General features: G+C 42.8%; 8 protein-coding genes and 2 pseudogenes. 5 read left to right on the top strand and 5 right to left on the bottom strand.

The features are described 5' to 3' along the window. Positions 1-260 (bottom strand): annotated as a pseudogene (locus ACTUJY_RS19305) (IS110 family transposase); the annotation flags it as partial. A gap of 133 nt (positions 261-393) precedes the next feature. Between ACTUJY_RS19305 and istA the strand changes: the two are divergent. The 4 genes and pseudogenes from istA (at position 394) to ACTUJY_RS19285 (ending at position 3968) form a co-directional block, all read left to right on the top strand. Next, positions 394-1413, top strand: a pseudogene (gene istA / locus ACTUJY_RS19300) (IS21 family transposase). Then, positions 1410-2189, top strand: coding sequence for an IS21-like element helper ATPase IstB (istB, locus tag ACTUJY_RS19295; RefSeq protein ID WP_463617774.1), 780 nt, complete (start codon positions 1410-1412; stop codon positions 2187-2189). The pseudogene istA and the gene istB overlap by 4 nt, the downstream one beginning before the upstream one ends. A 291-nt stretch (positions 2190-2480) precedes the next feature. Continuing rightward, positions 2481-3011, top strand: a complete 531-nt coding sequence (locus ACTUJY_RS19290; RefSeq protein WP_463617773.1) for an REP-associated tyrosine transposase — start codon at positions 2481-2483, stop codon at positions 3009-3011. Between the two features lie 396 nt (positions 3012-3407). After that, on the top strand, positions 3408-3968 hold the full coding sequence (locus ACTUJY_RS19285; protein WP_463617772.1) for a porin family protein: 561 nt from the start codon (positions 3408-3410) through the stop codon (positions 3966-3968). Positions 3969-4173: 205 nt separating this feature from the next. On the opposite strand, the gene ACTUJY_RS19280 is transcribed toward ACTUJY_RS19285, so the two are convergent. Next, positions 4174-6273, bottom strand: coding sequence for a TonB-dependent receptor plug domain-containing protein (locus tag ACTUJY_RS19280; protein ID WP_463617771.1), 2100 nt, complete (start codon positions 6271-6273; stop codon positions 4174-4176). 266 nt (positions 6274-6539) lie between these two features. Here ACTUJY_RS19280 and ACTUJY_RS19275 point away from each other — a divergent pair, with 266 nt between their 5' ends. Continuing rightward, positions 6540-6884, top strand: coding sequence for a hypothetical protein (locus tag ACTUJY_RS19275; RefSeq protein ID WP_463617770.1), 345 nt, complete (start codon positions 6540-6542; stop codon positions 6882-6884). A gap of 23 nt (positions 6885-6907) precedes the next feature. Here ACTUJY_RS19275 and ACTUJY_RS19270 read toward each other — a convergent pair whose 3' ends face one another. The 3 genes from ACTUJY_RS19270 to ACTUJY_RS19260 all read right to left on the bottom strand — a co-directional run bounded on the left by ACTUJY_RS19270 (position 6908) and on the right by ACTUJY_RS19260 (position 12606). Then, positions 6908-7285: a hypothetical protein gene (locus ACTUJY_RS19270; protein WP_463617769.1), complete on the bottom strand. Its 378-nt coding sequence runs from the start codon at positions 7283-7285 to the stop codon at positions 6908-6910. 79 nt (positions 7286-7364) lie between these two features. After that, positions 7365-8372 (bottom strand): alpha/beta hydrolase, encoded by a 1008-nt coding sequence (locus ACTUJY_RS19265; RefSeq protein WP_463617768.1) that lies wholly within the window; start codon positions 8370-8372, stop codon positions 7365-7367. A 703-nt stretch (positions 8373-9075) separates the two neighbouring features. Further along, a complete protein-coding gene (locus ACTUJY_RS19260; protein ID WP_463617767.1) occupies positions 9076-12606 on the bottom strand; it encodes a S8 family serine peptidase in 3531 nt (1176 codons plus the stop codon). Positions 12607-12757 lie beyond the last annotated feature (151 nt).

Here is a 12757-nt window from a genome sequence, read left to right as displayed (position 1 = left end):
TTTCCTGTGCGAAACTTAGCCGCAATATGGGGCGGTATTAAACCTACCTTATGCCCTAACTTTGTAAAACGCCTGGCCCAATAATGCGCAGAACCACAAGCTTCCATATAAATGTCAGCATGGGGATGCTGTTCAATGATTGCGCACATTTTCTTCGCGGATACTTCTTGGTTTGATTTGGCTTTTCCGAATTTATTGAAAACCGCAACTTGAAAAACACCTTTAGCTAAATCAATACAAATTGTTGTACTATTGTTCATGGTATGGCTCCTTTGGTTTTGTCGCCTCCCACTTTAGTGTTAACGCCAATGCAAAAATGACCCACTAACGACAATTTAATTTTGACCCACCTGAGGCAAAATAGCCGTCCGACAATGACTCAAGGCGGCGCTAATGATATCTCAGGAGAGATTAGTGGACATTCATGTACTACATAAACAAGGTTTGAGTATTCGTGCGATTGCACGTCAATTAGGGTTATCGAGAAATACGGTAAAAAAGTGGTTACGCCAACCCAATAAAATTCCCATCTATCCAGAGAGAGCATAACGAGCATCGATACTCGAGCCCTTCAAAGATTATCTTTGCGAGCGAATACAAGCCGCTCGACCGCACTGGATACCCGCAACCGTATTAGTCCGGGAAATCGAGCAGCAGGGTTATACAGGCAGCATTTCAACGGTCAAAAATTTCATTCGACCTTTCAAACAGGTAAAAGAAGAACCAATCAAGCGATTTGAAACCGAGCCCGGCGTTCAGCTGCAAGTGGACTTTACGACGATAAAACGAGGCAAACAATCACTGAAAGCCTTTGTTGCAACACTGGGTTATAGTCGAGCCAGTTATGTCTTGTTTACTCAAACGGAACAGCAAAAGGACTGGCTTGCCGGTATCGAAGGTGCTTTGGAGTATTTCGGTGGAGTCCCTAAAGAAATCCTTTTTGATAACGCAAAATGCGTGATGCTTCAACGAAATGCGTATGGCGACGGATTGCACCAATGGAATCCCGTTTTGTTAGAGCACGCCAAAAAATACGGTTATCGGTTGCGCGCTTGTCGTCCGTATCGAGCGAAAACCAAGGGTAAGGTCGAGCGGTTTAATGGGTATTTAAAACGAAGTTTCATTACGCCATTGGCAACGACATTGAAACAAAATGGCTTGTCACTCACTATTGAAGCGGCCAACGCTTACATAGGCAACTGGCTAGCGACAGTTGCCCATCAACGTAAACATGGGACGACAAAAGAAAAGCCACAGGTACTGTTGGAGAAAGAGCGATTAACCTTGATCCCGCTACCGAAACTCACTTCTCAACGAATCGCTCGACTACCTCAGTCAAAATGCCCCGTGCCACTAGAGAGCTTGCAACACCCTCTCATACGATATGACCAACTACTGGAGGTCAGTTTATGAATATCCAGCAAGAGCGAATACAGCAAGCTTGCACAACATTAAAACTGGATGCGATTGCCAGTGAGTGGTCAGCCATCGCCGATAAAAACTGTTCAGAAGAAAAAACACTCGCTGATTTTTTAGAACAACTACTTCAGCAGGAAATCGATGCAAAGGCTGAGCGAACACAGAGTACGTTGTTAAAGTTTGCCGGACTGCCATCGATTAAACGGTTTGAGGAATACGACTTTGGTTTTGCCTCTGGCGCACCCAAAAAGCAACTACAAGAACTCACAGGACTGAGCTTTATTGAGCGTGCTGATAATGTTGTCTTTATTGGACCTAGCGGAGTAGGCAAAAGTCACCTAGCGATAGCACTTGCTTATAAAACTGTACTTCGAGGCTACAAAACTCGTTTTATCACGGCTGCGGATTTAATGCTGCAACTGGCGACAGCTAAAGCCCAGGGAAAACTGGAGACGTACCTAAAAAGGAGCGTTCTTAGTCCCAAGCTATTAGTCATCGACGAGATCGGTTATTTACCGTTTGGCCGCGAAGAAGCAAATCTGTTTTTTAATGTCATCGCAAAACGATACGAGAAAGGAAGTATTATTGTTACAAGCAACTTACCGTTCTCACAATGGTCAACTGCATTTGCTGATGACACAACTCTGACAGCTGCTTTACTCGATAGGCTACTTCATCATGCTCATATTGTTCAAATCTCAGGTGACAGTTATCGGCTGAAAGACAAGAAGAATGCGGGTATTGCTCCACCTGTTCAAATCAATCAATAAAGTGGGTGGGTTAATTTTAAATTGTCGTTTTTAATGCAAAGTGGGTCAGTTTTAAGTTGCCGTTGACACTTTAGCGAAATTTACTTGAGTGGGGAGGAGTCCATGCCATTGGGTGATAACCCATCTTTTAAAAAGCAATTTGATTGATCGGAATGCTAATATGTGAACATGGATGTTGTTTTTACTGATGGGTTACACTACGCTCCACCACATCCTACGGGACGGTGCTATATTTGATTTTTGTGGCGTGGGTTTTTAATATCGGAAAACTTATATAAATGGATTTATTCAATGACAAACTATCGACGGAACTATGTGCCAGTTGGGGTTTTATTTTTTACTGTAAACTTACTTGATCGAAAACAATCGTTACTTATCGACAATATTAACACATTGCGGCAAGCTTTTCGGATGGTAAAACGCGAAAACCCATTCGATATTGATGCCATCGTTATACTGCCCGACCATTTGCACTGCATTTGGAGTCTGCCAAAGGGTGATGTTGACTATTCAAATCGCTGGAGAAAAATTAAAGCCTATTTTTCCAAACAGCTGGAATGTGATTTTGGTTTATCGAAAAGCAGGAGAAGTAAAAACGAAAAAGGCATATGGCAACGTCGATTTTGGGAGCACACGATTCGTGACCAAATCGATTTTAATCGGCATGTGGATTATATTCATTATAATCCGGTTAAACATGATTATGTAAACCGAGTGTGCGATTGGCCTTATTCTTCGTTTCATAAGTTCGTTCGACAAGGAGATTTAACTGAGGACTGGGCTGGTGATGATATCGACTTGAATGTTGGCGAGCAGAACTAACTTGTTTTTTTCTGATGGGTTACGCTGCGCTCCACCACATCCTACTAGAGAGCACGTTTGTAGGATGGGTGTTAACCCATCTCTTTCAAGTGATTAAGCTTGGAAACTTGATTGTATGAATGTTGTTTTTTAGATGTTATATACGTCGCTCAATTATATTATGCTCTTTTGAAGAGATTGAAAATTTCTTTTTAACCCATAAATTGCCTTCTAGTCGTTTTACTTAATGCCGATAAAATTTATATTTCAATTTTTAATAAAAGGAAAAGTAATATGACTAGACCCTTCGTTGGTTTTCTATTGCTCTTTGTTTTTTCACCTTGTCTATTCGCCAAGTCAACAAGTTTCACAAATCCTATAACCTTCAGCATAAGTGTTGGTGAAACGGATAGTCTAATGAATTCTGTTATACACTCTAAAAATAGAATAAAAAATGATACTTATGAATTAAATCTAGGGTACCAGTTGAATAACATGATTTCGCTAGACTTGGGATATGTTGACTTCGGGAAGTCTCCTTTTGGATCCGACATACGCGGATTTGTAACAGAAAATAATGACTTTTTGCTCAGTGATTTTAACTCGGTAGACGCCAGTGGGTTTACGCTAAGTTCTGTATTAAGCACAGGTGACTTCAGCCCTTTTTCTGCTTTTTTGCGAGCTGGCTTTATTGATTGGGATATAGACTATACCTCTAGGTTTAGTCTGATATCAGATTATTTGGTAGCGATTTCTCCAATTTATCAAGAAAGCCGCTCTGGCATTGACCCTTTCTGGGGAGCCGGTATGAGTTATGAGCTCAGCTCTAATTTGAGTGTAGCAATGGTTTACGATTACTATGCAATGAAGATAAATCGATCGATTCCATTGGTAAGGGATAGCTCTCAAGAATTTAATACAATAAGTTTTAAGCAAAAATTTAAAATCTATTCACTGAAAATATCTTATCGCTTCTAAAAATGATCTAACGTTTAGATTAAGCAGTGTGTTAACGCCAATGATAGTAGATTTTTGAATGTACTTTTACTTCATTGCATCCACTGGCTATTTTTTCCTTAAACAAGCTTGGATAGCCATAATTTATAGCTGATAGTTAGAGTGTTTTGTTTAAAGCTGAAATAGCATTCGCCGTCACAAGTGATTTTATGATTCATGAAAGTGACTAATAAATCCAGTCTAACTTTAGACTTAATTGGCGTCCGCGATTGATTACACCCTTTTCCAAAGACGCAGAAAAAGAGGGGGTGTAATATTTTTCATTTGACAAATTTTTAATTGATAGTGATCCTGAAAGATGAGAGTTGAATCGATAAATCGCTTTAGCATTTAAGAGCAATTCACCACGAATAAGGTTTCGTGACTCACTTTCGGGTTGTTGGGGTATTTCTCGCTCATCGTTCCAAGTTGCTATGAGATTAAAATTCCAATATTCCTTTTGGTAATTAGCAACTATCGAAGCAGTTCGACTGGCTTCACGAAAAGAAAGAGATGCTTTTTCAGTAATATGAGTATAGCTGGCTCTGAGCAACCATTCGGCGTTGAATTGATAGGACCATTCCAATTCAAATCCTTTGTTTGGATCTTGAGGTACGTTCTGATATTGCGATATTCCCGTGATTGTTGGTGTTTCGACAATAGCATTCTCAATATGATTTTCGAAGTAACCTAATGCAAAAAAGCTGTCTCTCCACAAACCTTGAAATATTATTTCACTGCTTTTAACGGTTTCAGGTTCCAGTTGTTCATTACCCAATATGACTGGATTATTTCTCAAAAACAGCTCGGCCTCTGTTGGCGCTCTAAAAGCTTTACCGTAGATGTATTTAATTGCGAATGATTCGCTTATTTCCTGAATCCAACTTAGTCGAGGGCTTACCTGCGAACCTATGGAGCTAAAATGATCATAACGCAGTCCCAAAGAGACTCTTGCCGAATTAAAAAAACTTTCCATATATTGAGAGTATAAGCCAGTAATATTGCGGGTGGATTGTTCCTGTACAGGGGTTGTTGCTCGTAACTCTCCATAGTAGCGAATTGGAAATTGCCCGCTTGCCAAATCGGACAAATCGAAATTATTATAAGCTATGGTTGTAGGTGATTCGATGCGCCTAAATTCAATGCCAAATTGAAATTTATTATCAACATTGTAATTTCGACTGTTTTGCCATAAAAGACGCGTTTCACGGTAATCCTTAAAGTTAACCTTTAAAAACATGGGATCGCTGCTGCTTGGTTCACTGATTGTCGAAAATGCACCTGCAGGACTTAATTGCGTAGAAAGATTGAGTTGCGAATACTTTTGATCTAATTGCAACCATGAATCAAATTCAAAGAGTGTATATTTTTGTGCCAAGGAGAAAATATTCAAACGACCTCTTCGCTGGTTGAAGTTATTTGAAGTGCCATCTAGTTCATAGAAGTTATTTGTTTTAAATTGATGGTGATGTATTTTTAGGGATGTTTTGCTATGCGAAACCGTCAGAAGGAAATCTTGTAAGTGACGAGGATCGTTAGTACTTATGATTTCGTTACTAAAAGTATCATTTACTTGATAAGCTTCGCCATCATCTTGCTCGGTTTGAGCTATGATGTCGAGCATCCAGTCACCTTGAGTTTCAGACACTTGTGTTTGAAATATTTTTTGATGATGGCTGCCATAACCTGCGCTCAATTGATTGGAATTTCTTTGGGTTACGATATTAATGGTTCCTACCATAGCGTTCGAACCATATATTGCAGAGCCAGGGCCCCGTATAAACTCGACTCTTTCAATGATATTCAAAGGAAATTTAGGAACAATAGGTGCTGTTGCGCTACTGCGTGGTTCATCATAACGCAAACCATTGACCATAATAAGTATCTCTGCGGGCGCAACAGCGTATGGGCGAGCTCTAGAAATAATAGTATCTTCCACTGGACTTCCTCCAGTGCGGTAACTTTGAAACCCTGGAACTAAATTGGCTAATTCATTGAGATAGTCAATACCCATCCTCTTTAACTCTTCCTTAGAAAAAACGGTTACAGAGGAAGGTGTACTTTGCAAAGATTCTTGAGTAAGTGTCGCACCTGTCACCTTAACTTTTAATAGTTCTTCTAACTTCATAGAGAAAAGTCGTTCTAAGTTATCTTGAGCGGAGAGAGATGCTGAATAAAGACTTAAAAAAACACAAACTCTATAATTCATTGTTTGATAAACAGGATAAATCATATATTCAGCTAAGTTTAGTGTTATTCCATGCTTTGTCAAAGTAGGTGGAGACATTTTGCACGACTATTCACCCTCGACTTTATTTTTATCTGCAGTGGTCATTTGAATAGCGGACAGAGGATTCAACCTTTTCTCGCTATCGCTACAATAGTCACTTGAAATCTAACAGTAATGTGACATAGGATTAGGGGGCTACCGCCCCCCCATATTTAAGTGTTTCATTTACGGTGGCAAGCAATTTGTAAAAGTTAAGTAATATTTTCTCCTACTGTTAGACTCAGTCAAGCATGCAGTTTTTTTAATTCTTCGGGTGTTTTTTTATGAGTCGATTCATGTCTGTTGTGGTTACGTTATGCGGTGTGTTTCTTTTTCATTACACTGAAAATGGTATTGAACGAGGCCGGTTTTATGTCGGAAAGGGAAGCAGCCGACTGGTCACCATCGAAGACTCCGATTTTTGGTTTCAAGCGGCTTTACAGTTTAGCTTTTCTGGAGCTTTGATCGTTGTCGGAGCCATTTACTTGCTGACCGGCGATCGTGTACTTCCTAGAATAGATAAAGATAATCAAGCGGCTAACCTAATGTTTTCACTAGTGCTTGTTGTCATCACTTTAATTACAGCCGTAATGATCAAAGGCATGCTACCAGGCTGGTATGCCTCATAATATTGAAAGGCTCGGCAAGTGCTTTAACTTTTCGAACCAAACTCATTAATATTGAGCGTAAATTGCTTTCCATCGGTGGCGACGAGACCTTCACCTGGTGCGTAATAGTAGTAAACACTGTTCAATTCAATGGAAGGATCCAGTACATTGGCTATCACCCCACTTTCAGCGACATCAATGATGGTGATGCGTTGTTCCTTCTTCTTAATGAACTCGGTAGACTTTTCGTCATAAATAAAGACGTAACCTTTGAGTCGGCATAGAGCTCCTTGTACCGACGTGATTTCGCCAATAAAGTGACGTCGTGTAGAATTTTCGTAAAGTGATCGATACATAATATGCAGCTTTTCGCCGACGTGGAGTATCTGCATTTTGTCTCGTTCGGAATCGTGTTGTGTCATTATGAATCTCGTTTGAGTGATGATGTTATAGGTTTAGCTTAAAAAATTAAGATCTTCCAATTCGCAAGTTTTGCACTTTTTAATTGTTCAATACTTTATGATAAACAAAGGTTTTAATTTCAAGCCACGCTTTTTGAGACTCCGGCAAATGAGGAATGGCTTGAAAAACATGCCACATGCCATCCCAAATATCGAGAGTGATATCGACTTGTTGTTCTCGAGCCTTTCGAGAGAAAATAATGGAATCACTGAGTAACACTTCTTTACTGCCCAGTTGTAATAAAATCGGTGGCAAACCTTTAAGATCGCCATAAATTGGAGATATGAACGGATGATCGAGTGGTGTATCACCTGCGTAATCTTCCTCGAGACTGAGTAAACCTAAACCTGTACCTAAAAAGGGATCCGCATCACGCAGTGTGATATGGGTGTCGCCGCTGTTTGTTAAGTCGAGCCACGGAGACAGCAGAATAGCAGCGTTGGGAAGAGGGGCATTCTCACTTTTTGCTTTTAGCATTAATGCGGTGGCTAATCCACCGCCTGAGGAGTCGCCCACAAACAGTGTTGGAATGTGTGCAGGAAAATGTTGCTTCAGGTTTTTCCAAGCGTTAAATGCATCATCTAACGCTGCAGGAAAGGGGGCTAGAGCAGACGTTCGGTATTCGACCGCATAGACAGGCACCTGTAAATGATGACTTAATAACACCGGTATCGTTGGCATTGAACGAGCCGAGCCTGTTTTGTAGCCACCACCATGAAAGTAAAGAATAATCAGCGAATCATGCCGATTAGTTTTGTCCTTTGCTTTCTGTGGTGAAGCTTGATAAGCGATGACTGAAGCGGAGTCAAAGGTTATCTTTTTAGTGGTATAGCCCAGTCCGGACTGGGCTAATAGTTTTTCACTCAGTGCGGAATAGTTGTCGTTGAATCCATCTGCACCATTCCAAAGTAAATCGAGGGTGAACAGTTGATCACGAAGTTCCCCGGACTCCAACGTGAGCTTAGCATCCGGACTGAGGTGTGAAGGAGCCTGATACCGGGCGCAAGCGGATAGCAAAAAGATGATGACACAGGTGAAGAGTCGCATGGTTCCTATTAATGCTGTGTGTTTTCCTATTGATACGTATTATGAAACCAAATAGAGCAGGTGATAAAGTTAAAATAACGTTTTTTTTCAAAGCCAACTTTAGCTGTTCGGTTGTTGTGGTGTCATCGAAAGGTGTATTTGTTGATGGGTTACGCTGCGCTTCACCACATCTAACGGGAGAGCTTTTTTGTAGGATGGGTAGTAACCCATCTCTTCAAGTGATTAAGCATGGAATATACTTTCGAGTGATTGCTGTATTTATTGATGGGTTACGCTGCGCTTCACCACATCCTACGGTAGATCTTTTTTGTAGGATGGGTGTTAACCCATCTCTTTAAGTGATTAAGCATGGAATAGACTTTCGAATGATTGCTGTATTTATTGATGGGTTGCACTGCGCTCCACCACATCCTACGGTAGATCTTTTTTGTAGGATGGGTGACAACCCATCTCTTTAAGTGATTAAGCATGGAATAGACTTTCGAGTGATTGCTGTATTTATTGATGGGTTGCACTGCGCTCCACCACATCCTACGGTAGTACATTTTTTGTTGAATGGATGACAACGCATCGCTTAAACGCATTCCAAATGTATATTAATTCTGAAGTAACTAAAATCGCTGAACTTCACAAAGCTGCATCCACCTTACGACATATTGTAAGGTGGATGCTTGCTTTTTAAAGCACAGAAGCGCTCCTTGATTTAAGGTAATTCATCAACCAAACTTGAAACAATTTCACCGGTAACCGGATTGATTGTAAGCTCAATCAACTGATCGATTAAAGAAGGATCGTCTTCTTGGGTAATTGCATCCGGTGATTGACTGCCGGTGCTGGGCGCTAATTGTTTATAGCCGGTAATTTTTACGTAAATTTGAAACAACTCGTGCGCCGAGTTTGCAAATTGCATGCTTCGAGCATCGGATGTTTCACCTGCACTAAAAACGTCATCTTGACCAATTTGGTAAGAATAATCATAAAGTGCATGATCACCTGGCATACCTGAACCCCCATTATCAGCATTGATAACACGAACACTTCCGGATGCGGACTTCACTTTTTTAATCCGAAAAGTTAAGTGAGGTACATAATCGTCATCGGCATTGTTGGTGAGCGCCATATCCAAACTAAATACATCGTTAACTAAACTTAAGTTGGAAATGGATGTGCTGACTTTTCGTGTGAGGTTTATTTTTTTGCGCTGATCAACCGTAATGGTTTTTGCATTGCTGGGTGCACTAACGTAATACCCGACTTTGCCGTTAAACCATGCTCGAATGCGATACGTATACGTTCCGTTGTCTAAATCTGAATCAGTGTATTGATTGGCGGATGCGTCAAGTAAAGCAATTGTTGAAAAATTTTCACCATCACTTGAGCGTTCGAGTTCAAACTTTTGTTCGCCGCCATTAGCTGTCCAGTTAAACGTTACCTCACCGTCGAAGTCCATAGGTTCGCCATCGCTTCCAACAAAGTCAGCCGGTGCTGCCGAAAGCATCGGAGCAATACCACCCAGCTCTTGGGTGCTGATCAATTGTGTCTCGACTGGACCATTTAACCAGCCCGAAACGCGAAAAGTATAAGTGCCTGGCTTGGCCACATTGACTTCAACGTGCTCAGGTCCGCCGGCATTAGTGGAAGACGCCACTTGATTACCATCCGGATCGAGCAGAAACAAATCCACATCATCAATGCCGTTACTGGTGTAGCTTAAATCACCAATCAAACGGAAGGCGGACGCATCCACTTCAATCGGATAATCTTGATAAGTGACGCCAGCGACCGCTTGTGCGTTATTATCACCTGCTGTAAGCGTACCGCTAAAGGTTTCACTTTGTGAGCCTACGACATCAGCGGGTTCACTCATGGTGGGCTTTAAGTAAAAGGGCATTCTCAACGTTTCGCTGCCATCGGTACGTTCGGCGATCACGTACCACATGGTTTGCAAATACTGACCATTTTCAAGCAATGTTGAGCGCACTTTGTCGCCATCGAAGTTGGCGTTTACCGTAAATGTGGCATCATTGTTACTGCCAAGTGAAACGGTGGTTTCGGATAACGTCACATCGATACCATCAATTTGCAGATCGCGATTGTTCGCAACACTTAATCTGTAGCTTCCCTCACTTCCTAGGCTACGTAATGTGACGTCTACCGCTTCGCTATGTTGAATACGCGTGTTGATTAATGGGAGCGTTTTAAAGGAGTAACTTCCTAAAATTTCTGGCTCGATAAGACCGTCACCAGGAATGCCCATCACTGCTTTTGCATTCACGGCCGCTTTCACATCAATCAGTCCGGCACCTTGCGCTAAGATGCTGTCGTTTTCCGTATTATCCGCTTTGGGCGTTCCATCAGAAAAGCGTGGATTGGTGGCCGTGTTCATCAATACAGCACGAACTTCGGCAACCGACAACTCAGGTCGTGCTTGACGAACTTGTGCGGCAGCACCGGCCACATGAGGCGATGCCATACTGGTGCCATTGGCTGAGGTGAAACCTGAGGGATCGGCCATAGACGCCACGGGAGCCCCTGTTTTTGTTGTTGCCGCTAAAATGGCAACACCGGGTGCCGCAAGGTCGGCTTTAATTTGACCCAATCCAATAATGGTTCCGCGTGAACTGAAGCCTGCGATTCCCGGTTGGTAGAGCGTCGGATCAATCGGGTTCAGTTGAACCTTTCGCTTTGAAACGCCGGAAGCGTCGTAGCCGAGCGTTTGTAGTGTTTGTCCGTCGTTACCCGACAGAGTGAATACCGGCGTCGCTGCAGGCGCTAAAACGGCCCCTAATGCTTCAGGAGTATTGTTGTAAATGACCGTTGCAATAGCGCCTTTGGCCTGGCAGTTGGCCGCTTTGTTCGCGAACAAACCGGTTCCTGCATCGGCGGCATCAATATTAACGGAGCTTCCACGTTCAACCAAGCAGACGTTTCCAGCAACGCTCACTGGAACTTGATCGGGTGTATCCGCTAAACCGGCAAATACGTAATGCCCACTGATAGGCGTGTTTAATGATTGCTTCAGGTTGCTGTCTGAAGACATAGCCGCGACAAATGGGCCAAAAGTGGTATCAATGTCGGTATTGGACTCATTAAAAACTTCGATGGTGTTTGGAGCAACGCCAGGATCACTGCTTGCGGCAACGGCGATAACGTGTCGACCCGCTGCAGGAGAACCAATGGTTTGCTCGCCTGGACCATCATTACCCGCTGCTGCGACAACAACCGCGCCTGCTAAGGCAGCATTGCTGGCCGCAACGGCACTCGCGTCATCGGGACCACCCGGTCCGCCCAAACTTAAGTTAATAACGTCTGCTACTGGTTTTACGTGTCCGGTTAACGTGCGTGGTGATACGCTGTCCTCCAAGGCCATAATGGTCGCGGGCGTAATGCAACGTCCTGCCGCGTTACAAACCTGATAGCCCATCAGTTTTGCTTGCGGTGCCATGCCATGGACGGGTGCGTCGTCGGCAGTGTTGGGTAAACCATCGGCGCCGGGGGCGTAAGCCAAGTACCCTGCGGCGGTAGCGGCAACGTGAGTGCCATGGCCGTAAGTGTCGATACCTTCACCTGAAATCGGTAAATAATAGGCTACTTTACGGTTATTGAGTGCTGCAATAGGAGGTGAAACGCCAAAACGAGGTGGAGTGATGTCTCCACCAAACATTTCGTTTGTCCAATCGATGCCGGTATCAATCACCGATACATACATACCTTGCCCTTCAAAGCCTTCGCGGTGATCATCGTAAGCGGTTAACTCTGCAATTTGACCATACACTTCAGAGGCTTTGGTGTACGCCACGCTTTTATCCAGCATGGGTTTTAATTCGCGAACCTCGTGTACTTTTTTCACTTCCGGCATATTTTCGATGGTGTTCAGTGCACTTTCTGCGACATCGAGGTTTAAGCCATTGAGCACCAAGGTGTAACGTAAGTCGATGCGGTAGGTATTGCCGGTTGCATCGGGAATATCGACCGACTCAATGGTATAGCCAATGCCTTGATTATTGAGTGACTCTAAAAAACGATTTTGCGAAGCCGTTACATGCGCACGTTCCGATTGGATTTGATCGTCGGTCATTGGCGCGCCTGCTTTTTTGGCTGCAAAAATTTGATGGGCGACCGGCGCATCATTTAATTCCACGATAATGGATTTTGCTAATGAAACGGATGAAGCTGTACCAACGGCTAACGCCACGAGTAAGCTACTGGTTTTTGGTATAAAAGGTGTCGACATTATCTTTTCCTCTTTTTTATTGATCACAAGTTTTTGCGCTTGTGATTTTATTTTGAGCATTCGAAGCCGAAGGTTTCGATGCTCTGAGTTGCTTGTTGCGTAAGGTGGGTTTTGCAGGTGTTTTTTTCGTTTTGCTTACAGGCATGTTCTG

The organism is Pleionea sp. WD8-19, assembly GCF_055326765.1.
The sequence above is the reverse complement of the archived record's forward strand: the minus strand, read 5'-3'. Positions and strand labels throughout refer to the sequence as shown.

Bases quoted from the DNA above. Each gene is read 5' to 3' on its own strand.
- istB (WP_463617774.1), top strand. From the start codon at position 1,410: ATGAATATCCAGCAAGAGCGAATACAGCAAGCTTGCACAACATTAAAA.
- ACTUJY_RS19290 (WP_463617773.1), top strand. From the start codon at position 2,481: ATGACAAACTATCGACGGAACTATGTGCCAGTTGGGGTTTTATTTTTT.
- ACTUJY_RS19285 (WP_463617772.1), top strand. From the start codon at position 3,408: ATGAATTCTGTTATACACTCTAAAAATAGAATAAAAAATGATACTTAT.
- ACTUJY_RS19280 (WP_463617771.1), bottom strand. From the start codon at position 6,273: ATGTCTCCACCTACTTTGACAAAGCATGGAATAACACTAAACTTAGCT.
- ACTUJY_RS19275 (WP_463617770.1), top strand. From the start codon at position 6,540: ATGAGTCGATTCATGTCTGTTGTGGTTACGTTATGCGGTGTGTTTCTT.
- ACTUJY_RS19270 (WP_463617769.1), bottom strand. From the start codon at position 7,285: ATGACACAACACGATTCCGAACGAGACAAAATGCAGATACTCCACGTC.
- ACTUJY_RS19265 (WP_463617768.1), bottom strand. From the start codon at position 8,372: ATGCGACTCTTCACCTGTGTCATCATCTTTTTGCTATCCGCTTGCGCC.
- ACTUJY_RS19260 (WP_463617767.1), bottom strand. From the start codon at position 12,606: ATGTCGACACCTTTTATACCAAAAACCAGTAGCTTACTCGTGGCGTTA.